Annotated in this window: 22 protein-coding genes and 1 tRNA gene; 22 read left to right on the top strand and 1 reads right to left on the bottom strand. The window is 46.3% G+C overall.

Translation table 11 applies throughout. From position 1 onward, the window contains the following. Positions 1 to 35 precede the first annotated feature (35 nt). The 12 genes from rpsL to H8Z76_RS06110 all read left to right on the top strand — a co-directional run bounded on the left by rpsL (position 36) and on the right by H8Z76_RS06110 (position 10,085). Complete coding sequence (gene rpsL, locus H8Z76_RS06165) at positions 36 to 455, top strand: 30S ribosomal protein S12 (RefSeq protein WP_022514186.1); 420 nt, start codon at positions 36 to 38, stop codon at positions 453 to 455. Between the two features lie 200 nt (positions 456 to 655). Further along, positions 656 to 1,126, top strand: a complete 471-nt coding sequence (rpsG, locus tag H8Z76_RS06160) for a 30S ribosomal protein S7 (protein ID WP_330594962.1) — start codon at positions 656 to 658, stop codon at positions 1,124 to 1,126. A 42-nt stretch (positions 1,127 to 1,168) separates the two neighbouring features. Continuing rightward, positions 1,169 to 3,286, top strand: coding sequence for an elongation factor G (gene fusA, locus H8Z76_RS06155; RefSeq protein WP_147618455.1), 2,118 nt, complete (start codon positions 1,169 to 1,171; stop codon positions 3,284 to 3,286). Between the two features lie 134 nt (positions 3,287 to 3,420). Further along, positions 3,421 to 4,608: an elongation factor Tu gene (gene tuf, locus H8Z76_RS06150; protein WP_147618454.1), complete on the top strand. Its 1,188-nt coding sequence runs from the start codon at positions 3,421 to 3,423 to the stop codon at positions 4,606 to 4,608. Between the two features lie 217 nt (positions 4,609 to 4,825). Then, positions 4,826 to 5,092 carry an autorepressor SdpR family transcription factor gene (locus H8Z76_RS06145; RefSeq protein WP_186981957.1) on the top strand — a complete coding sequence of 89 codons (267 nt, stop codon included), beginning with the start codon at positions 4,826 to 4,828 and terminating at the stop codon, positions 5,090 to 5,092. A 76-nt stretch (positions 5,093 to 5,168) separates the two neighbouring features. Next, positions 5,169 to 5,585, top strand: coding sequence for an SdpI family protein (locus H8Z76_RS06140; RefSeq protein WP_186981956.1), 417 nt, complete (start codon positions 5,169 to 5,171; stop codon positions 5,583 to 5,585). Positions 5,586 to 5,629: 44 nt separating this feature from the next. Next, positions 5,630 to 6,073, top strand: a complete 444-nt coding sequence (locus H8Z76_RS06135; protein WP_022514265.1) for a LytTR family DNA-binding domain-containing protein — start codon at positions 5,630 to 5,632, stop codon at positions 6,071 to 6,073. Then, entirely contained in the window at positions 6,070 to 6,528 is a 459-nt protein-coding gene (locus H8Z76_RS06130) for a hypothetical protein (protein ID WP_022514264.1), read from the top strand. The genes H8Z76_RS06135 and H8Z76_RS06130 overlap by 4 nt, the downstream gene beginning before the upstream one ends. A gap of 93 nt (positions 6,529 to 6,621) precedes the next feature. Next, positions 6,622 to 7,455, top strand: coding sequence for an ABC transporter ATP-binding protein (locus H8Z76_RS06125; protein ID WP_186981955.1), 834 nt, complete (start codon positions 6,622 to 6,624; stop codon positions 7,453 to 7,455). A gap of 1 nt (position 7,456) precedes the next feature. Then, positions 7,457 to 8,248, top strand: a complete 792-nt coding sequence (locus H8Z76_RS06120; protein ID WP_243240447.1) for an ABC transporter permease subunit — start codon at positions 7,457 to 7,459, stop codon at positions 8,246 to 8,248. 95 nt (positions 8,249 to 8,343) lie between these two features. After that, complete coding sequence (locus tag H8Z76_RS06115; protein ID WP_186981954.1) at positions 8,344 to 9,015, top strand: hypothetical protein; 672 nt, start codon at positions 8,344 to 8,346, stop codon at positions 9,013 to 9,015. A gap of 38 nt (positions 9,016 to 9,053) precedes the next feature. Then, positions 9,054 to 10,085, top strand: coding sequence for a GGDEF domain-containing protein (locus H8Z76_RS06110; protein WP_022514260.1), 1,032 nt, complete (start codon positions 9,054 to 9,056; stop codon positions 10,083 to 10,085). A gap of 116 nt (positions 10,086 to 10,201) precedes the next feature. Here the strand turns inward: H8Z76_RS06110 and H8Z76_RS06105 are convergent, their stop codons facing one another. Then, a complete protein-coding gene (locus tag H8Z76_RS06105) occupies positions 10,202 to 10,534 on the bottom strand; it encodes a winged helix-turn-helix transcriptional regulator (RefSeq protein ID WP_022514259.1) in 333 nt (110 codons plus the stop codon). A 126-nt stretch (positions 10,535 to 10,660) separates the two neighbouring features. Between H8Z76_RS06105 and H8Z76_RS06100 the strand changes: the two genes are divergently transcribed. The 10 genes from H8Z76_RS06100 to nifS all read left to right on the top strand — a co-directional run bounded on the left by H8Z76_RS06100 (position 10,661) and on the right by nifS (position 22,402). Beyond that, complete coding sequence (locus tag H8Z76_RS06100; protein ID WP_022514258.1) at positions 10,661 to 11,179, top strand: nitroreductase family protein; 519 nt, start codon at positions 10,661 to 10,663, stop codon at positions 11,177 to 11,179. Positions 11,180 to 11,378: 199 nt separating this feature from the next. Continuing rightward, positions 11,379 to 12,473 carry an NAD(P)H-dependent flavin oxidoreductase gene (locus tag H8Z76_RS06095; RefSeq protein ID WP_186981953.1) on the top strand — a complete coding sequence of 365 codons (1,095 nt, stop codon included), beginning with the start codon at positions 11,379 to 11,381 and terminating at the stop codon, positions 12,471 to 12,473. 59 nt (positions 12,474 to 12,532) lie between these two features. Beyond that, entirely contained in the window at positions 12,533 to 13,270 is a 738-nt protein-coding gene (locus H8Z76_RS06090; RefSeq protein ID WP_022514957.1) for a MurR/RpiR family transcriptional regulator, read from the top strand. Positions 13,271 to 13,472: 202 nt separating this feature from the next. After that, entirely contained in the window at positions 13,473 to 15,350 is a 1,878-nt protein-coding gene (locus H8Z76_RS06085; RefSeq protein WP_186981952.1) for a beta-glucoside-specific PTS transporter subunit IIABC, read from the top strand. Between the two features lie 26 nt (positions 15,351 to 15,376). Next, entirely contained in the window at positions 15,377 to 16,831 is a 1,455-nt protein-coding gene (locus H8Z76_RS06080) for a 6-phospho-beta-glucosidase (protein ID WP_186981951.1), read from the top strand. Positions 16,832 to 16,980: 149 nt separating this feature from the next. Beyond that, the gene (locus H8Z76_RS06075) at positions 16,981 to 18,846 is read left to right on the top strand and encodes a hypothetical protein (RefSeq protein ID WP_147618441.1); all 1,866 of its coding nucleotides are present in this window, start codon (positions 16,981 to 16,983) and stop codon (positions 18,844 to 18,846) included. Between the two features lie 146 nt (positions 18,847 to 18,992). After that, positions 18,993 to 19,066 (top strand) — tRNA-Pro (locus H8Z76_RS06070). A gap of 113 nt (positions 19,067 to 19,179) precedes the next feature. Then, on the top strand, positions 19,180 to 20,538 hold the full coding sequence (locus tag H8Z76_RS06065; protein ID WP_022514952.1) for an MATE family efflux transporter: 1,359 nt from the start codon (positions 19,180 to 19,182) through the stop codon (positions 20,536 to 20,538). Positions 20,539 to 20,594: 56 nt separating this feature from the next. Continuing rightward, positions 20,595 to 21,029, top strand: coding sequence for an RrF2 family transcriptional regulator (locus H8Z76_RS06060; protein ID WP_022514951.1), 435 nt, complete (start codon positions 20,595 to 20,597; stop codon positions 21,027 to 21,029). A gap of 176 nt (positions 21,030 to 21,205) precedes the next feature. Then, positions 21,206 to 22,402 carry a cysteine desulfurase NifS gene (gene nifS, locus H8Z76_RS06055; RefSeq protein ID WP_186981950.1) on the top strand — a complete coding sequence of 399 codons (1,197 nt, stop codon included), beginning with the start codon at positions 21,206 to 21,208 and terminating at the stop codon, positions 22,400 to 22,402. The last annotated feature ends 9 nt before the right edge of the window (positions 22,403 to 22,411 follow it).

Here is a 22,411-nt window from a genome sequence, read left to right as displayed (position 1 = left end):
TTATTAAATGATACAAATTTCAGGAGGTGAAAATAATGCCAACATTCAACCAGTTAGTAAGAAAAGGACGTCAGACATCTGCAAAGAAGTCTACAGCACCGGCACTTCAGAAAGGATACAACTCTTTAAAGAAGAGACCTACAGACGTAGCTGCTCCGCAGAAGAGAGGTGTGTGTACCGCAGTTAAGACTGCAACTCCTAAGAAACCTAACTCAGCTCTTAGAAAGATTGCCAGAGTTCGTCTTTCTAACGGAATCGAAGTAACATCCTACATTCCGGGAGAAGGCCACAATTTACAGGAGCATAGCGTTGTTCTGATCCGTGGTGGTAGAGTAAAGGATTTACCAGGTACCAGATACCACATCATCAGAGGTGTTTTGGATACAGCAGGCGTAGCAAACAGACGTCAGGCTCGTTCCAAATACGGCGCTAAGAAGCCAAAAGCATCTAAATAAGCAGTTTAGAAACCAATAGTATCACAAACAGAACTTATGGTTAGTGTTGGAATTATTTCATACCTTGATGGAGAAATAGATTTTCCGCACGAAACACATTTGAGGACACATGTGAGTACCGTTGAATTAATCGAAAAATTTCAAACTGATGGACAGCAAGCTGTTCATTGGCACAAATCATGATTAAGGAGGGAAGTACCGTGCCACGTAAAGGACATATTCAGAAAAGAGATGTATTAGCAGATCCGTTGTACAACAACAAAGTGGTTACCAAACTTATCAACAACATCATGCTGGATGGTAAGAAAGGTGTAGCACAGAAGATCGTATACGGAGCATTTGATTCCGTTGCTGAAAAGACAGGAAAGCCTGCACTGGAAGTTTTCGAAGAAGCTATGAACAACGTAATGCCTGTACTCGAAGTAAAGGCTAGACGTATCGGTGGAGCAACTTACCAGGTGCCGATCGAAGTAAGACCGGATCGTCGTCAGGCTCTTGCACTTCGTTGGATCACCATGTTCTCCCGCAAGAGAGGCGAGAAGACAATGCAGGAACGTCTTGCAAATGAAATCATGGATGCAGCCAACAATACAGGCGCATCTGTTAAAAGAAAAGAAGATATGCACAAAATGGCAGAAGCAAACAAAGCTTTCGCACATTACAGATTCTAATAATCTGGCAGCATAGGATACAAATATAAGGAGGAAAAACCTTTGGCTGGAAGAGAATATCCGTTAGAGAGAACCAGAAACATTGGTATTATGGCTCATATTGATGCTGGTAAGACAACAACAACTGAGCGTATTCTTTACTATACCGGTGTTAACTATAAAATTGGTGATACTCATGAGGGTACTGCTACCATGGACTGGATGGAGCAGGAGCAGGAAAGAGGTATCACAATTACATCAGCCGCTACAACATGCCACTGGACACTGGAAGAGTTCACAAAACCGAAGCCAGGCGCTTTAGAGCATCGTATCAACATCATTGATACACCAGGACACGTTGACTTTACAGTAGAGGTTGAGCGTTCCCTTCGTGTACTTGATGGCGCTGTCGGCGTTTTCTGCGCAAAGGGTGGTGTAGAGCCGCAGTCAGAAAATGTATGGCGTCAGGCTGACACTTACAACGTACCTAGAATGGCATTCATTAACAAGATGGATATCCTGGGTGCAAACTTCTACGGAGCTGTAGATCAGATCCGTACAAGATTAGGAAAGAACGCAATCGTTCTTCAGCTTCCGATCGGTAAGGAAGATGATTTCAAGGGAATCATCGACCTCTTCGAAATGAAAGCTTATATCTACAATGATGATAAGGGTGATGATATCACCGTTACAGACGACCTTGGAGATATGAAGGATGAGGCTGAACTGTATCATACCGAATTAGTAGAAAAGGTATGTGAATTAGACGACGACTTAATGATGATGTACCTTGAGGGAGAGGAACCTTCCGTAGAGGATATGAAGAAAGCGCTTCGTAAGGCAACTTGCGAGTGTACCGCTGTTCCGGTATGCTGTGGTTCTGCATACAAGAACAAAGGTGTACAGAAGCTTCTTGATGCAATCATCGAGTACATGCCGTCTCCAATCGATATCCCGCCAATCAAGGGTGTCGATCTGGAGGGAAATGAAGTAGAAAGACATTCTTCCGACGATGAACCGTTCTCTGCTCTGGCATTCAAGATCATGGCAGATCCGTTCGTTGGAAAACTTGCATTCTTCCGTGTTTACTCCGGAAGCATCGCAGCAGGTTCTTATGTGCTGAATGCAACCAAAGATAAAAAAGAACGTGTTGGACGTATCTTACAGATGCATGCCAACAAGAGACAGGAGCTTGACCGCGTTTACTCCGGTGATATCGCAGCAGCTGTTGGTTTCAAATTCACAACAACTGGTGATACCATCTGTGACGAGCAGCATCCGGTAATCTTAGAGTCCATGGAATTCCCTGAACCGGTTATCGAGCTTGCAATCGAGCCTAAGACCAAAGCTGGTCAGGGCAAGATGGGTGAAGCACTTGCAAAACTTGCAGAAGAAGATCCGACCTTCCGTGCTCATACAGATCAGGAAACAGGTCAGACCATCATCGCAGGTATGGGTGAGCTTCATCTGGAGATCATCGTTGACCGTCTGCTTCGCGAATTCAAGGTAGAAGCAAACGTAGGTGCTCCGCAGGTTGCTTACAAAGAGACATTCACAAAGCCGGTTGACCAGGAATACAAATACGCAAAACAGTCCGGTGGTCGTGGACAGTACGGACACTGTAAAGTTCGTTTCGAGCCGATGGATCCGAACGGAGAGGAAACTTTCAAATTCGAATCCCAGGTTGTCGGTGGAGCAATCCCGAAGGAATACATCCCGGCAGTCGGTGAAGGTATCGAAGAAGCGTCAAAGGCTGGTATCCTTGCAGGATTCCCGGTACTTGGTGTACACGCTGTTGTATATGACGGTTCTTACCATGAAGTCGATTCTTCTGAAATGGCATTCCACATTGCCGGTTCCATGTGTTTCAAGGAAGCTATGGCAAAGGCAGCTCCGGCTATCTTAGAGCCGATCATGAAAGTGGAAGTAACCATGCCGGAAGAGTACATGGGTGATGTAATCGGTGATATCAACTCCCGTCGTGGACGTATCGAAGGAATGGACGATATCGGTGGTGGAAAGATGGTTAAAGCATACGTTCCGCTTGCTGAGATGTTCGGTTACTCTACCGATCTTCGTTCCAGAACACAGGGACGTGGTAACTACTCAATGTTCTTCGAGAAATATGAGCAGGTTCCGAAGTCCGTTCAGGATAAGATCATTTCTTCAAAAGACAAGTAAAAATCACTTGAAAAAGTGCCAATAATTTTATATAATCAGAAATAGCTGATTACAGAGTATAAGCTGTCCGGACAGCCCGGACAGCATCAAAAAGAATCGCCGCTAAGGCATAAAATTAAGGAGGACGTTTTAAAATGGCTAAAGCTAAATTTGAAAGAACAAAACCACATTGTAACATCGGAACAATCGGTCACGTAGATCATGGTAAAACAACTTTAACAGCAGCTATCACAAAAGTACTTGCTGCAAGAGTTGCTGGTAACACAGCTACTGATTTCGAAAACATTGATAAAGCTCCGGAAGAAAGAGAAAGAGGTATCACAATCTCTACTGCACACGTTGAGTACGAGACAGAGCACAGACATTACGCTCACGTTGACTGCCCAGGCCATGCCGATTATGTAAAGAACATGATCACTGGTGCTGCTCAGATGGATGGCGCTATCCTTGTTGTAGCTGCTACTGACGGTGTTATGGCTCAGACAAAAGAGCACATCCTGTTATCTCGTCAGGTAGGTGTACCGTACATCGTTGTATTCCTGAACAAATGTGATATGGTTGACGATCCGGAACTTATCGAATTAGTAGAAATGGAAGTTACAGAACAGCTTGAAGAGTACGGATTCACAGACTGCCCGATCATCAAAGGTTCTGCTTTAAAAGCTCTTGAAGATCCGATGGGAGAATGGGGCGACAAGATCATGGAACTCATGGATACTGTAGACAGCTACATTCCGGATCCGCAGCGTGATACAGATAAGCCGTTCCTTATGCCGGTCGAAGACGTATTCACAATCACAGGTCGTGGTACCGTTGCTACTGGTAGAGTAGAAAGAGGTACTCTGCATCTGAACGACGAACTTGAAATCTTAGGTGTAAGAGATGATGTTCAGAAGACTGTTGTAACTGGTATCGAAATGTTCCGTAAACAGCTTGATGAAGCTATGGCTGGTGATAACATCGGTGCATTACTTCGTGGTATCAACCGTGATCAGATCGAAAGAGGTCAGGTTATCGCTAAACCGGGTACTGTAACCTGCCATCACAAATTTACAGCTCAGGTTTACGTTTTAACAAAAGATGAAGGTGGACGTCATACTCCGTTCTTCAACAACTATCGTCCGCAGTTCTACTTCAGAACAACTGACGTAACAGGTGTTTGCGAATTACCGGCTGGTACAGAAATGTGCATGCCTGGTGATAACATCGAAATGACAATCGAACTGATCCATCCGGTAGCTATGGAGCAGGGTCTTACATTCGCTATCCGCGAAGGTGGACGTACTGTAGGATCAGGCCGTGTTGCTACTGTTATCGAATAATTACTTGTTGATCGTTCAATAGGTTAATATTAGAAAAGGCTTTCAGGAATTTTCCTGGAAGCCTTTTTTGCAACTATTTTTATAACCGACAGAAAAAAAGTCATGATCCTGCATTTCACAATTTATTGACATCATTCTTCAAATGAAGTATAATTTAGAAAAACTTCTAATTAGAAAATTTTCTAAATAGCAACCTATAGGATCAGGAGGGATGTCTTTGGCGTTTGCAGATACTTTTAAAGCGTTATCAGACCCGGTCAGGAGAGAAATCCTCGAGATGTTAAAGGGATCGACGCTTTCGGCGGGAGAAATCGCCGGAAAATTTGACATGACACAGGCAACCGTGTCGTATCACTTAAAAATATTAAAAAACGCAGATCTGATTCGGGAGACGCGGCACAAGAACTTTATTTATTACGAGCTGAACCTTAGCGTGGTAGAAGAATTGATGGTATGGCTGTCAGATTTAAAAGGAGATGCATGAAAATGAAAAAGCAGAGAGGACTTTTATACAATGCGTGCTGATCCTGTGGATCTGCATGGATCCGGGGAAAAAGCAGATGCATCCGAAACCAATGGCAGTGACTTTGTGGATCATTCCGGCTGTTTCCATTCAGGTGAATGGATGTACTTATATCATTGCGCTTGGTGGAAATATCGACATTACCACGGTTATTTATGTGATGCTTGGGGTTCTGTGGATCTTACTGGGAAACTATATACCAAAACTGGGGCAGAATTACACGGTTGGCATAAAGGTGCCGTGGACATTGAATAGTGAGAGGAACTGGACGCTTACGCACCGGATGGCGGGAAGATTATTTGTTGCGGCGGGGATCATCTCAATCTGCGCAGCTTTCCTGGAGTCCGTGGTCGGAGATGAGGTAACGCTGATCGTGATCGTGGGCGTGATCATTGCGGCAGGTCTGGGCAGTGTTTTGTATTCTTTCTGGCTGTACAAGTACAAAGGAATTTAATGAGCGTATATCTCAGGCACAGATATGTTACAAGGAGCGGTTGAATGCGTTATACGGTGAATCAGATCCGCAGCGGAGATGATGAATTAATTTTAAATTATAAACAGATCAATGCTGAAGTGGAAGCCGTGCTGGCATTCATGGAAAAGCATCAGAAAAAGCTGGTGGGAAAGTCGGAGGGGGAAACCATTATTTTTTCGCCCCAGGAGATTTTGTATATCGAAAAAGTGGATGAGAAAACATTCGCCTGTACGATGGACAAGGTGATCCAATTAGATGTTTCCCTGGCTACGGCAGAGCTGATCCTGGATGACGAGAGTTATTTCAGGTGCAGCAAGTCAATGATCGTAAATGTGAATAAGGTTGAGAAACTGAAGAGTATGCCTTCGAACAGGATCGATGCAACGCTGGTGAGTGGAGAACACATTATCATTTCACGCACCTACGCATCAGATTTTCGAAGACTTTTGAAAGGAGAGCGGGCATGAAAAGACCATCGTTATGGGAGCGGTATCTTACCAAAGAGATTGGAATTGAATTTAAGGCATGTCTGTACTTTTTCGCGATCTTATTTTTCTACTGTATGTACCGGTTATGCCTTGGCAAAACAGTTGCGGATATGATACATATGGCGGAGATGATCGGTCTTGCTTATCTGGTCGGCTATCTTCAGGTTTATCTGCTCTGGAATTTTGATGAAGCGGATACTATTGGAAAAAAGGAGGCGGCAGGGATCGCGGTATGCACCGGAATTTATGCGGTGGTGTCATATATATGCCGGTGGTTTGACAGAAATATTTATGTGACGGTCGGATTTGCCTCTTATATGATCTTTTTGTATTTGTGTGTATATCTGATCTACAAATGCAGGAGAAAAATTGACGATAAGATTTTAAATTCGGATCTTGAGATGTTTAAAGCGAGATCAAAAAAAGAAAAATAGTGCGGGTTAAGAAGGAAAAAGTGTCACTGGCGGGGACGGGTATTGTCTCCGCTATTTTTTTTGCTATCCTTGATGTAAAAGGAGGCAGAAAAAATGAAAAATGTTATTGAAGTAAAAAATTTAAGTAAGAGATATGGGAAACACCGTGGGATCGAGCAGGTGTCGTTTGAGGTGAAAAAGGGAGAGATCTTCGGATTCCTTGGCTCGAATGGAGCAGGGAAATCCACAACGATCCGGTCGATGCTCGGGCTTATCCGGTACGATAGTGGAGAGATCATTATCTGCGGTCATGACGCGGCAAAAGAGCGAGAGGAGGTTTTAAAATGTATTGGCTATATGCCGAGTGAAGCATGGTTTTATCCGGGGATGACAATAAAAGACGTACTCAAATTTGCGGCGGACGTGCGGAAACTGGACTGTACGAGAGAGGCAGAGAAACTTTGTGAGAAACTGCAGGTCGATACAAGAAGAAAGATCAGTGAGCTGTCACTGGGAAACCGGAAAAAGGTAAGTATCGTGTGCGCGATGCAGCATAAGCCAAAACTTCTTTTGTTTGATGAGCCGACCAGCGGACTGGATCCTCTGATGCAAAATACGTTCTTTTCGCTGATACGGGACTATGTTGCTGAGGGTGCAACGTGTATGCTGTCCACACATGTGCTGTCCGAAGTCCGCAATTATTGTGACAGGGTGGCAATCATGAAAGAGGGAAAGCTGATTGTTACTGATACGGTCACGCATCTGATGGCGGGAAAGACCAAGCGGATCAAAATGGTGCGGGATGGCAGGAAACTTGATTTCCTCTATAAGGATGACTTAAATAAGCTCTACAGGGAACTTGAGGGGCATGATATCTCAGACATATTGATCGAGGAACCAGGGATTGAGGAAGTCTTTATGCATTATTATGAAAAGGAGGAAAACTAGTATGTATGCATTTTGGAAAATGGAATGGAAAGCAGCAGGAAAAAGTCTTCTTCTGTGGTCGGCAGTAGTCGGAGGCATAGGACTTATCTGTATTTTGTTATATCAAAGTATGGAAGGCAGTATGGCTGGAATGGCAGAAAATTTCGCATCGATGGGCGCTTTCTCGGAGGCGTTTGGGATGAATACACTGAGTATCGCTACGCTGCAGGGATATTTTGCAACGGAGATCGGCACGATACATGCGCTTGGAAGCAGTATGTTTGCGGCAACACTGGCAACGGTGATCCTGTCGAAAGAGGAAGATGGACACACGGCGGAATTTACCTTTACCTTGCCGGTTGCGCGGGAGAAGATCATCATTGCAAAATTCGCGGCGGTGATCGCAAGTCTTGTGCTTTTTACGATTTTCTGCGCGGGATGTTATCAGATTGGTTTTCTTGCACTTGGAGAAAAAGAAATTACAGGGGAATTCCTCCGTTTTATAGCATTGCAGCTTATGATGAATACAGAGATTGCGTCCATCTGTTTCCTGATTTCGGCGGTCAGTAAAAAGAACAGGGCAGGCATTGGAATCTCAATTCCGGTAATCTTATATGTATACGATCTCATGGCAAGAGTTGTACCGGATCTCGAAGACGTAAAATTTATTTCCCCGTTTTCCTATGCGAATGCGACGGAAATCTTTTCAAGGGAGCAGCCGGATCGTGGGGCATTTGTCCTGGGAGTAATTGTCATTGCTGCGCTGACGGTCTTTTCTGGACGGATCTATGCGAAGCGTGACCTCGCGAGTTAGCCCGAAATGATTCTGGCAGATGCTTTTTACGCAAATTTGTGGTATGATAAAAGCAAGTATATGATAGAAAAAAACAGGCAGAGCGGATGTGTGTCATGATTAAAAATTATGTAAATCAGAAGAACCGGCAAAATGTTTCCTACACGATCAACCCGGATCACAGACAGATCGATCTTTATTTTACGCGTGACCGCAGGGTGATCATTGTCGGGACGGCGGACAACAATTATATTTTTTGGCTCTCAGTGAGTGCGTGTGAGGATGAGGCGGCGAATGGGGAGGCGTTCGATCAGATCACGCGTCAGAAATGGGATACGCATACGGCACTGTACCTGGTACTGGAAGAGGCAGGTTTTGACTATGAAGATCTGGAATGGATGTACCATGACAGGATCGTGCAGTCAAAGCAGCCGGGAATGGCGTGGAGTACGCCGTTTGGACATTGCTACGGAGCGGACAGTGAGGACAACGGGAAATTTTTTGCACATGATGTCGCAGGGGTTCCGGATGTTTTGGAGGCGAAGTGCAGGATCAGAGAAGCGGGGGGACGCTATTTTCCGGTGTTACAGGAATATCTGCGCATCTTAAATGAGGACGGGGACGATCCGCTTTATTATATGAGTCCCGATGTCCGCGCGATCAGCGGGATCTTAAAGCAGGAGCAGTATCTGATCCTGTCCGGGGATATAAAGGTGCGGGAATATTATCATGCGGCGAAGAAGAAGGAAGCAGAGCTATATAATCGTTATATGACAGCAGTCAGATAGCCGCAGTCATATAACAGGGAACAGAGGTTGTACAAAGGATGAGCAAACAGGAATTTTATCAGGCAAAATACGAATATTACAGAAGCATGAACATGTGGGTGGTGATCGCGGCGTGCGTGCTGTCAGTCGCGTACTTTTTCTCCGATTGTTATCTGTTCGGAAGATTCACAACGGCGACACTGCTTGCGCGCATGGCGATCATTCTGCCGTTTCTGGTATTCATGTGGGCAAATAAGCGCACGAAGGACTACCGGATCATGGTGACAATGACCTATGTGTTTGGGCACAGTGTCATGTGGTGTACGATATGGGCATGCTACTATCTGGAAGATTTGAGATACGCGTGTGTCGGTTTTTTCATCATTTTGTTCTGTTCCTTTATTTTGGGGATCGCGGCACCAATTTCGGGTGCGGTTGTCGGACAGGGATTTTTGTTTGTGGATATCAGCATTGCGAATACCTTTTTGCATTATCCGGATTTTGCGATGATGTTCTTACTGGGCATTCCGCTTTATATCGGGATCTGTGTATTTGACGTCGCGATCGAGCGGACATTCAGGGATCAGCTGGTGATGAAAAAGAAACTGGAAGAGAACTTAAAGCACGATATGCTGACCGGAGCGTACAACAGAAATCTCCTTACTTCGCTGGTAGATGAGGGAAATCATTTTGTCCGTGATGCCGGGGAACAGATGGCGGTTGCCCTGTATGATCTCGATAAATTCAAACATGTAAACGATACCTATGGACATGTTGCTGGTGACGAGGTGCTGGTCAAAGTGACGGAAGCAGTGCGGTCAAAATTGAATCCGAGCGAGTATCTGGTTCGCTGGGGCGGTGAAGAATTTATCATTGTCATGAAGAACCGGGACGGCAATTTCAAAGCGCATGTACAGGAATTTCGAAAAGCAGTGGAGCAGCTCGAACTTGCGGTCGGGAAGATTACGATATCGATCGGTGTTGCGGTATACGATGGCGGGGATTACCAGAAGACCATCAAAAATGCGGACACTGCATTATATGAGGCAAAGAATAACGGAAGAAATCAGGTAGTGATATACCAGGAATAGGGAATAAGTAACATTTGGGGCGGTCGTGTGACCGCCCTTTTCGCAATATAATGCAAAGGGAACAGACGGATTTTTTGACGACTTATGTGGATGAAAACAGTTTTGATGTGTAGCAGTTATTTTGGGGAATCTTCCCCCAGATAGTCACGCCCCCAGTTACACATGGCATCCAGGATCGGGGCAAGTGTCTTGCCGAGATCGGTCAGGGAATATTCTGTCTTTGGCGGAACAACAGGATAAACTTCCCTGTGGATGAGTCCGTCTTTTTCCAGTTCCCGCAGCTGCTGAGCCAGCATTTTATCGGTAGCTTTTGGCATACGTTTGTGAAGTTCACTGTAGCGCAGTGTCTGATGCATCAGATGCCAGAGAATGATGGCTTTATATTTTCCGCCGATCAGCTGGATGGTCGCTTCCACCGGACAGGTAAAACCGGAACATTTTTCTTCCATAATAAATCATCCTTTCCTTTTAGGTAGTATATACCAAAATAGTGCGTTCTTGTTAAATAAGATATTCAGGATATAATTATAGTACAGGCTGGCCAGAAGAACAATCACAAATAGGAGGAATGATAAATGGAATTTTTGGATATTGCAAAAAAACGTTATTCTGTGAGGAATTACACAGAACAGAAAGTAGAAGCGGAGAAACTGGAACAGATTTTAGAAGCAGCATATGTGGCACCAACGGCAGCGAACCTACAGCCGGTGCATCTTATTGTGGCGCAGAGTGAGGAAGCATTACAAAAAGTCGGGAAAGCGGCAAACATTTATAATGCACCGGTGACGGTCATAGTATGCGCGGATCACGACAAAGCGTGGGTGCGCCCCTTCGATCATAAGAATACCTGCGACATAGACGCATCGATTTTGACGGATCATATGATGTTGCAGGCAACGGAGCTTGGGCTTGGCAGTGTATGGGTGTGTTATTTTAAGCCGGATGTCATCAAAGAGGAATTTGCGCTTCCGGATAATCTTGAGCCGGTCAACATTCTGGTCATCGGATATGCCAACGAGAATGCGCCGGATGAAGATCGTCACGAAAAGACAAGAATTCCGGTAAAACAGCTGGTTTCCTACGATAAATTGTAAAGAAAGACGGGTGGCAGGAGCTTTTAAAAGAGCTTTCTGCCGCCTTTTTTAACACGAATATAGTAATCAAAACTATATAAAATAGAAAACATTGCAATAAAACATTGACACAAAAACGAAACTGCCATATACTAAAAATAGTTTGACAGTCAAACTATTTAAACAAATCTGTAAAAAGAGGATATCGGAGGAGAAGGATATGGCAGCAGAGGAATATAGATGGACGGGGAAACCACTTAAGATCGGGGAGCTGGAGGCGGAAGTGCCGATTATCCAGGGCGGCATGGGAGTCGGGATCAGCCGCAGCAGTCTGGCGGGAGCCGTCGCGAAAGAAGGCGGAGTCGGCATTATTTCAACGGCGCAGATCGGGTATGACGAGGACGGTTTTGAAGAAGACCAGGCGGGCTGCAACCGTCTGGCGATCCGCAGGCATCTTGCGCGGGCGAAGGAGATCGCCTGTGGAAACGGACTGATCGGGGTAAATATCATGGTCGCGTTAAAGCACTATAAGGAGCATGTAAAGGAAGCGGTCGCGGCAGGGGCGGATGTGATCATCAGCGGAGCGGGGCTTCCGATGAAGCTGCCGGAGCTGGTCGGCGAGACCTGCAGGACAAAGATCGCGCCGATCGTTTCCTCAAAGCGCGCGACACAGCTGATCTTAAAGATGTGGGATCATCATTATAAGAGAACTGCGGATTTCATTGTGATCGAGGGACCGAAAGCCGGTGGGCATCTGGGATTTTCCGATGAACAGTTAAAGGATGTGGGAGCGATCGATTTTGACGGCGAAGTGCAACAGATCATTGCCTGCAAGAAAGCATATGAGGAAAAATTCGAGAGGGAGATCCCGGTCATTGTCGCGGGCGGCATCTATGATGGAAAAGACATCTGTCATGCGTTAGAGCTTGGCGCGGATGGCGTGCAGATCGCAAGCCGCTTTGTGGCGACCGAAGAGTGTGATGCCTCCGAGGCGTATAAGCAGGCGTACATTCAGGCGAAAAATGAGGATATCGAGATCATAAAAAGTCCAGTCGGCATGCCGGGGCGGGCACTGCGCAACGCTTTTTTAGAGCGGATCAAAGGATCGAAACAGTCCGTTTTAAAGTGTTACAACTGTCTGGAAAAATGCAATCCGGCAAAAGTGCCATACTGCATTACCAAGGCACTGATCGATGCGGTAAAGGGGGATGTGAAAAACGGACTGATCTTCTGCGGGGCGAATACCGGGCGGATCCATGAAATGACGACCGTACACCAGCTCATGCAGGAGCTGATCGCGGAAACAGCGGTTTGAAAAAATACCGGATTGATGGTAAAATGGTAGCATCAATATAGAAAGTGAAAACAGATCATATGTTCAGTTATGAGGTATTACAGTCATTTAACAATCTCGAGATGCTTGTATACAATTATGTGATGGAACACAGGCATGAAGTACAGTATATGACGATACGGGAACTGGCGGAGGCGGTACATGTTTCCACATCTACAGTGGTACGGTTCTGTAAAAAGGCGGGATGCGACGGGTACTCCGAATTCCGTGTGCAGTTCAAGATGTTTTTAAAGGAAGAAAAAGAGCACAAAAGCAAAGCCAGAATGGATGAGAGCGTGGACGAGCTGACGAACTTTTTCCGGACGGTGACATCGACACGCTATGAAGAACAGATGAATGAGTATGCCATGCATATCAAAGCGGCAAAGCAGCTGATCTTTGTGGGGATCGGGACTTCCGGGATCCTCGGCAAATACGGTGCGCGGTATTTTTCCAATCTGGGCAAGTACAGCCAGTATATCGAAGATCCGTATTATCCGATCGGCGGAGACCGGGAAGATGCGCTGGTGATTGCGTTGTCCGAGTCCGGCGAGACGCAGGAAGTGATCAGCCAGGTCATGCACTTTAAGGAGCATGGATGTAAGATCTTAAGTATCACAAACGGAGTTTCCAATACACTGGCAAAGATGTCGGATTACCATCTCGCCTACTATGTGACGGAGCGGATGATCAAAGGAGAATATAATATTACCACACAGGTTCCGGTACTTTATCTCTTAGAGGCGCTTGGGCGGCGGCTCATGGCGGAGATCTCATAACCGGGACAGGAAGAAAAGAACGCAGGATGTTTCAGAAAAGAGAAACACCCTGTTTTTTTTCGGTAACAAATTTCTTTGGTGCAGACGTTTTCCTAAAGAGCCGCAAAATATAGCGTTTTTCACAGAATGCGCTATAATAAAATCACAAAGCAACCGGGTGCAGAAAAACAAAAAATAAAAATTGGAGAAGGGGGTAGCTCATATGGCTATTAACTATGAAATTACCGCCAGAGAACTTGTAAAAGAACTTGGCGGGGATGAAAATATCATAAATGTGACACATTGTGCCACACGGCTCCGTTTCATTTTGAAAGATGAATCCGGCATAGATTCCGCGAAAGTCGCAAGGATTCCGGGAGTCATCACAACCGTTCAGGCGGGCGGACAGTATCAGGTTGTGATCGGAAATCATGTCAGCGACGCATACGCACAGGTCATGAAACTGATCACCGTGGACGAGACAGCAGCAGTTGGAGAGAAAAAGAAGACCGGCATCGTGAGCGGTATCATCGATGTGATCTCAAGTATCTTTGCACCGTTTTTGTATACACTGGCAGCCTGCGGTATCTTACAGGGTATCCTTGGAATTTTTGTGGCAGCAAATCTGATCGACACAACAGGTGGAACTTATCAGATCTTAAACTTTATTTCATGGACAGCATTTACGTTTTTACCGGTACTGATCGCAGTCACCGCGTCGAAGAAATTTAACATGAATACATTCGTGGCACTGGTCATCGCGTGTGCGCTGGTCTGCCCGGACTACATCGCCATGGTAAATGCGGGAGATCCGGTTTACTTCCTTGGGATCAGGGTACAGCTGTTAAGCTATACATCTTCCGTAATCCCGATCATCCTGTCCATCTGGATCGCATCCTATGTACAGCGCTTCTGGGATAAGGTACTGCCGATCGTAGTGCGCAACCTGTTTTCCCCGATGTTTACGATCACGATCATGGTTCCGCTTACACTGCTTGCGTGCGGACCGGTTGGAAACGCGATCGGAGGAGCGATCGGAGGAGCTTACAATTTCTTATACGGATTAAGCCCGATCGTCGCAGGACTGATTGTCGGCGGACTCTGGGAAATACTTGTTATTTTCGGTGTACACTGGGGAATCACACCGGTCACCGTTGGAAACTACGCAAATCTTGGATATGACACCTTTACCGGTCTGCAGGCATCCGCAGTATTTTCACAGGCGGGCGCAGCACTGGGGGTATTCTTAAAGACAAAAGACAAAGACATGAAAGGGGTATCCCTTTCCGCAGCGATCACCGGACTTTTCGGTATTACAGAGCCGGCGATCTACGGAGTAAACTTACGTTTAAAGAAACCGATGATCTGCGGATGTATCGCAGGTGCGGTCGGAGGAGCGATCGGCGGAGCATTCCGCGCGGTATCCTGGGGCTACAATATGCCTGGTATCGCAACACTTCCGGCGTACTTCAAAGCCGGCTATGAGCGCCAGTTTATCGGACTTCTGATCTCTATTTTAGTAGCGTTCGTGCTCGGCATGGTACTCACCATGATCGTTGGATTTGAAGAAACAGGAGCAGATACAGACAATAAACTGACCACAGACGCAAAAGCAGACACCAAAGCAGATGCGAAAACCGATGCAGAAGAGATCACACTGGGAAGCCCGGTGCGTGGTAAAGTTGTAAACATCAGCGAAGTAAAAGATGAAGTATTCGCTTCCAAAGCAATGGGCGATGGTGTTGGGATCTGCCCGGCGGAAGGAAAGATATACGCACCGTGTGACGGAACTGCGGAAACCGTATTTGAGACCGGACACGCAGTCGGTATCACCGATGAAAACGGACTGGAGCTTTTGATCCACATCGGGATCAATACCGTTGAGTTAAACGGAAAAGGCTTTACGCCACATATCGAGCAGGGAGCAAAAGTGAAAAAAGGCGATCTGCTGGTAGAATTTGATTTAGAGGAAATAAAGAAAGCAGGCTATGACACGACCGTCATTTACATTGTGACAAATATGGATGATGTAAGCGGCATAACCACAGAGGCCGGAAAACAGGTAAACGTGGCTGAGAAGGTTATGGAAGTAAGAAAATAGAACGTGCGGAACAGGAGGTTTACAGTATGGAGAACAGTGGAAATACAGGCAGACAGACACTGCCGGATAACTTCCTCTGGGGCGGCGCGGTAGCGGCGCACCAGGTAGAAGGCGGCTGGCAGGAAGGAAACAAGGGATTGAGTATCGTAGACGTTCTGACCGGCGGCGCGCACGGTGTGGATCGTATCATCACAGACGGCGTAAAGAAAGACTGTTATTACCCGAATCATGAGGCGGTGGATTTTTACCATCATTATAAAGAAGATGTTAAACTGTTCGCGGAGATGGGATTCAAGTGCTTCCGCACATCCATCGCGTGGACGAGGATCTTTCCGCATGGAGATGAGGAAGAACCGAATGAAGCGGGACTTCAGTTTTATGATGATCTGTTTGATGAACTGTTAAAATACGGGATCGAGCCGGTCATCACCCTGTCACACTTTGAGATGCCGCTTTATCTGGTAAAACAGTACGGCGGATGGAAAAACCGTAAGCTCATCGATTTCTTTGTAAAGTACGCAGTGACCGTCATGAAGCGTTATAAGGACAAAGTGAAATACTGGATGACTTTTAACGAGATCAACAACCAGAAAAACTACAAATATCCGCTGTTTGGCTATACCTGTTCCGGCGTTATTTTTGAGAACGAGGAAAAACCGGAAGAGTGCATGTATCAGGTCGTACATCATGAACTGGTCGCAAGCGCGCTTGTGGTGAAAAAAGGACATGAGATCAACCCGGATTTCAAGATCGGATGTATGGTGGCATGTGTGCCGATCTATCCGTACTCCTGCCATCCGGATGATATGATGTATTCCGTGGAAGCCATGCATGACCGCTATCTGTTCGGGGATGTGCATGTCAGAGGAGAATATCCGTCCTATATCAAAAAAGAATGGGAACGAAAAAATTATCATATCGAGATCACGCCGGAAGATGAGCGGATCCTGCGCGAGGGAACCGTGGACTACGTAGGATTCAGCTATTACATGACAAATGCGGTAAAAGCGGACGTGATACAGGAAGGAAACGGTCTGGATGGCTATCCTGGCAGCGTAAGCAACCCGTTTGTCAAAAAAAGCGACTGGGGCTGGCAGATCGATCCGGTCGGACTGCGCTATGCACTAAACCTGCTCTATGAGCGCTACCAGAAACCACTGTTTATCGTGGAGAACGGTTTTGGTGCGATCGATGAGGTAAAACCGGACGGAAGCATCGAGGACGATTACCGGATCGCGTATCTCAAAGCGCACATCGAGGAAATGAAGAAAGCGGTTCTTATCGATGGCGTGGATCTGATGGGCTATACGCCGTGGGGATGCATTGACTGCGTTTCCTTTACCACCGGAGAAATGAAGAAACGTTACGGATTTATCTATGTGGATAAAGATAATAACGGTAATGGCACACTGGCGCGAAGCCGCAAAAAATCATTTTACTGGTATCAGAATGTGATAAAAAGCAATGGAGAAGAATTATAAAATATAGAGCATAAAAAACGGAGATTCCGAAAAAGGGATCTCTGTTTTTTTTGTGGAAATAATGAAAAAGTTGTTTTAAAGATGCATATCACATGGTAAAATATTTTTGGATATTCAAAAGAATAGACGGAAAATGTGGAGAAAAGACAATGAAATTACGAAGGAAAAGAGTAGCAGCGCTTGTGATGGCAGCAGGACTTGGAATTCTGTCAGTTGCGGGTGGTAGCATGACTGTGTTTGCGGATACTTATGCAGCCGGGACGACAGTTATCTCATCCGGACAGGAATTTGCATCCTATGCGTCATCCGGCAGCATGTATGGAAATTATGTACTGGCATGTGATATTGATCTTAGTGCAAGTCCGGTCGGAGGAGTCCAGCTGGAGGGAACGTTAGACGGAAATGGTCATACGATCTATGGAGCAGGCAGCGGCGGACAGAGCGTTTTTCAAAATATCGGTTCACAGGGAGCATTGAAAAATGTGACGTTTGACGGAACACTCAATGTAAATGCAACGCAATATCTGGATATTGGTGGAATCAGTAAGAATAATGCCGGAACGATCGAGAATTGTGTCAGTCGTGTTAATATCAATGTCGATGGCGCAAAAGTGCGTGTCGGAGGTATTGTTTCTCAGAATGTAGGAACCGTAAAAAACTGCACCAATGAAGGGGATATTTATGGGACGATCTCGGAAGCCGGCGGTATTATCGGAAGCAATGGCGGAGCATTGGTATCAGACTGCGTAAATAAAGGAAATATCACGATAAAGAATGCAGATGAGTATGCATACCGGGTAGGAGGCATCATTGCAGATGACGGCGATTATGATCTGCCGCAGAGCGCGGTTTCTGTGATCAACTGTAAAAATTCGGGAGACTTAAAGACCACGCAGGCGGGAACCGGATGTACTTATATGGGAGGAATCATAGGAGTTGCCATGCAGCGGGGTACCCAGACAACGGTGTCCTATACCAACTGTGAAAATACCGGAAATCTGAGCGCACGCGGTAACGTTGGAGGAATCATTTCCTATATAGAATATGGTATGCGAAAAAACAATGCTACGGTGCCGACACCGGCAAATCTCGTGATGGATGGCTGCTGGAACAGTGGAACGATCATGGGAATGGAACAGGAAACAAATGCACCGTATAACACAGCTATAAATTTAGGTGGACTGTTTGGGTCTACCTCCGTCAGCTGTACAGGAACTATCTACATAAAGAACAGTGGAAACACCGGAAGCCTGTATCTGGCAGGAAATAACGTACAGGAATATGATACCATCGGCGGAATCGGTGGAAGGATCGCTACGATGTCGGATAATGGCACTACACCGTATTTTTATGTGGAAAACTGTAAAAACAAAGGGTATGTGGATACCAGGGCGTCTTTTGCATCGGAGCAGATCGGAGCGAGCCAGGGAGATAATATAGCAGTCACCGGATGCGATTACAGTGGTGACCATTATAAGACAGATGCGGACGGGACGATCCATGCGTACCGCGCGGATGGCAGTAAGATCATCAACCAGTTTGTATTTGATGGAAGATACACTTATTATTTCCAGGCAGACGGTACGGCGATGCGTGACCGGCTGACCTATCATCCGGACGGAGAACATATCATTTATCTGGATACCAAGGGACATGAAGTGTTTACGAATTTCCAGTATTGCCCGAGTGTGGGATACACCTGCTATTTTGATTCCCAGGGTTATCTGTACAAAGACCAGATCACATTTGTCGGAAATAACGTATATTACCTGAATGCAAATGGCGCGATGGAACAAAACGGCTGGTTCCGGTTCGCGAACGGAAGAGACTACGGATATGGTAACAGCGACGGTACGATAAAGGCGGACGGCTGGGGATATGATCCGTATGGCAGAGTCGTATTTTACCACTGGAACGGAATGGTTGCCCGTGGGCTGATCTCAGATGGCGCGTATTATTACAGCATGGATAATACGGACGGACACTATCTCGGACAGTTTCCGGTCAGCCAGTAAATAGCCGGTCAGAACCGGGATGTGCCTGCAGCATCCCGGTTCTTTTTTCCGGAAAGAAAAATAAATGAAAAAAGTTGAAAAAAGGTATGGACAAAACCATACATCTGTGTTAGTATAATTAAGCACGTTTCAGAGAAACGAAAAAACGATGCGTGGCTCAGCTTGGTAGAGCGCTGCGTTCGGGACGCAGAGGTCGCAGGTTCGAATCCTGTCGCATCGATTCTTGGCAGGGGCGCCGTTGATTCTTGGTAAAAGAATTAACGGTTTTTTTATTGCACACAAATGATTTTGAAAACTGCTGTGATAAAGTGATGAACTACTTTGAGGGATACTATGACAAAAAACAACGAGATAAATCAGATCACCGAGGGCGTGATCTGGAAACAGCTTTTGATCTTCTTCTTTCCTATTTTAATAGGAACATTTTTTCAGCAATTATATAATACGGTGGATGCCGTTATCGTCGGGCGCTTTGTAGGAAAAGAAGCGCTCTCCGCGGTCGGCGGCTCCACTTCGTCCCTGATCAATCTGATCGTCGGATTCTTTGTCGGGGTATCGACGGGAGCCACGGTCATCATATCCCAGCATTACGGGGCGAAGAACAAAAAGGGCGTATCGGATTCGATCGGGACAGCGATCGCATTGTCTGTGGCAGGCGGACTGTTTCTCATGTGTTTTTGCATTTTCTTCGCGAAACAGGTGCTTGTCTGGATGGACACACCGGCGGACACGCTCTCACAGTCCGTGCTCTATATGCAGATCTATGCGTTAGGGCTGGTTCCGGAACTGATCTATAACATGGGATCCGGAATCTTACGCGCGATGGGAGATTCGAAAAGACCGTTATACTTTCTGATCGCTTCGTGCGTGGCAAACATTGTATTAGATCTTTTGTTCGTGATCGTCGGACATATGGGCGTTGCCGGAGTGGCGACCGCAACGATGCTCTCGCAGTATATCAGCGCAGCGATGGTTCTATATGTACTGAACCGCAGACTGGGCGAATATTCCCTAAAGCGTGGGAGCATACTGTTTCGGAGAGAATATCTGGATCCGATGATACGCATCGGGCTTCCGGGCGGGATCCAGTCCATGACCTACGCACTGTCCAATATATTGATCCAGTCCGCGATCAATTCGTTTGGGACGGATACGGTGGCGGCGTGGGCGGCATATGCCAAGATCGACGGGATCTTCTGGATGGTCATGAATGCGCTCGGAGTGGCGATCACGACCTTTGCGGGACAGAATTTCGGAGCGGGCAAAAAAGAGCGCATCCGTAAAAGTGTGCGCATCTGCCTTGGAATGGCGGCAGTGATCGCGGCGGGCATGTCCTGTTTTGTTGTCGGGTGCGCGGCAGTTCTGCTGTCGATCTTTACGAAGGACGCGGCGGTGATCGAAGTCGGAGTCCGCATGATCGGGATCATTTCGCCAACCTATATCACCTATGTCTGCATCGAGATCCTAAGCGGTGTGTCGCGCGGCTGTGGAAAGGTCGTTGTACCGACGATCATGTCGATCGTTGGTGTCTGCGGACTGCGTATCCTCTGGATCTTCTGCGCCGTGCCGTATCACAGGACAGTGGAAATGATCTGCCTGTCCTATCCGCTGACCTGGATCGTTACATCGATCGGTTTCGTGATCTATTACTTTTTCAGTGACCTGCGAAAGAAAACAGACAAATCCTATTGACTTACTATGAATAGGCAGATATAATAAGACCAGAAGTAAGGAAAGAGGTTAGTGCGATGAAAATATCGACAAAAGGAAGGTATGCATTGAGACTTATGGTCGATCTGGCATTGAACAATACCGGAGAACCGATCAGTTTAAAGGATATTGCAAGAAAAGAAAATATATCGGATAAATATCTGGAACAGATCATTTCTGTTCTGAACAAGGCGGGATATGTCCGCAGTATCCGCGGCGCGCAGGGCGGTTATATGCTGCGGAAGAAACCGGAAGATTATACCGTTGGAATGATCTTACGCCAGACGGAAGGCAGTCTTGCTCCGGTGGCATGTCTTGAAGATGAGGATACAGAGTGTGAGCGTGTGGACGACTGTGTATCGCTTATTGTATACAGAAAGTTGAATAATGCGATCAATGAAGTGGTTGACGGAATTACATTGGCGGATCTGGTGGACTGGACACTTCAGAAAAACGGGCAGTATGTAATTTAGCCGGATGGGACAGAATAAGAGTAAAAGCAGCAGACAGGGGAGATTTCATGCAGGCGCATGGATCTCCCCTTGTGTACTTTAAAAAGTCCAATCCCCGGCTTGACAATAGGCGGGAAACGTCTATATAATGTAGGATATAAAAATCCTAGAAAACCGATATGAAAGAAGGAAATGCGATGAGCAAACTGATTTATTTAGATAATGCGGCGACGACACAGGTTTATCCTGAAGTCTTAGAAGCTATGACACCATATTTTACCGAGCATTATGGAAATCCGTCAAGTATTTATTCTTTTGCGGGCGAGAGCAAACGCGCAGTGGATGCGGCAAGAAACACGATGGCGGAGTTCTTAAACGCGTCAACAGAAGAGATCTACTTTACGGGCGGCGGCAGTGAGGCAGACAACTGGGCATTAAAGGCAACTGCTGAGGCATATGCAAATAAAGGAAAACACATCATCACATCCAAGATCGAGCACCATGCGATCCTGCACACCTGTGAGTGGCTGGAGAAGCACGGATTTGAAGTTACCTATCTGAATGTAGATGAAAACGGACTGGTAGATCTCGAGGAGTTAAAAGCGGCGATCCGCCCGGATACCATTTTAATCTCTGTCATGTTTGCCAATAATGAGATCGGAACGATCGAGCCGATCGCGGAGATCGGAAAGATCGCGAAAGAACACGGCGTACTGTTCCACACAGATGCAGTACAGGCTTTCGGCCATGTGCCGATTGATGTTCAGGCGATGAATATCGATATGCTGAGCGCAAGCGGACACAAGATCAACGGACCGAAGGGTATCGGACTTATGTATATCAGAAAAGGGATCAAGATCGGTTCCTTTATCCACGGCGGCGCACAGGAACGCCACAGACGCGCGGGTACGCACAATGTGCCGGGTATCGTCGGATTCGCAAAGGCAGTGGAACTGGCAAGCCGTGATATGGACAAGCGTATGAAATACGAAACGGAACTGCGTGATTACTATATCAGCCGCGTTGAGAAGGAAATCCCGTATGCGAAGTTAAACGGAGACCGCGTAAAACGTCTGCCGAACAACACAAACTTCTGCTTCCGTTTTATCGAGGGTGAGTCCATGCTGATCCTGCTTGATCAGAAGGGGATCTGCGCATCCAGTGGTTCAGCCTGTACATCGGGATCTCTTGATCCGTCTCATGTACTTTTGGCGATCGGTCTGCCGCATGAGATCGCACATGGTTCTCTGCGTGCAACACTTTCTGAGAAGACCACGAAGGAAGACATTGATTTTACCGTAGATGAGTTAAAGAAGATCATTGAGCGTCTGCGCAGCATGTCACCGTTATACGAGGATTTTGTGAAGAAGCAGGAAAGCGGAAAACAGGCGTAAGAGCCAGCC

It is taken from the genome of Roseburia yibonii, from assembly GCF_014297335.1.
Classification (GTDB): domain Bacteria; phylum Bacillota; class Clostridia; order Lachnospirales; family Lachnospiraceae; genus Roseburia_D; species Roseburia_D yibonii.
Note: the sequence above shows the minus strand (reverse complement) of the source record. Positions and strands in the feature narration are given on the sequence as shown.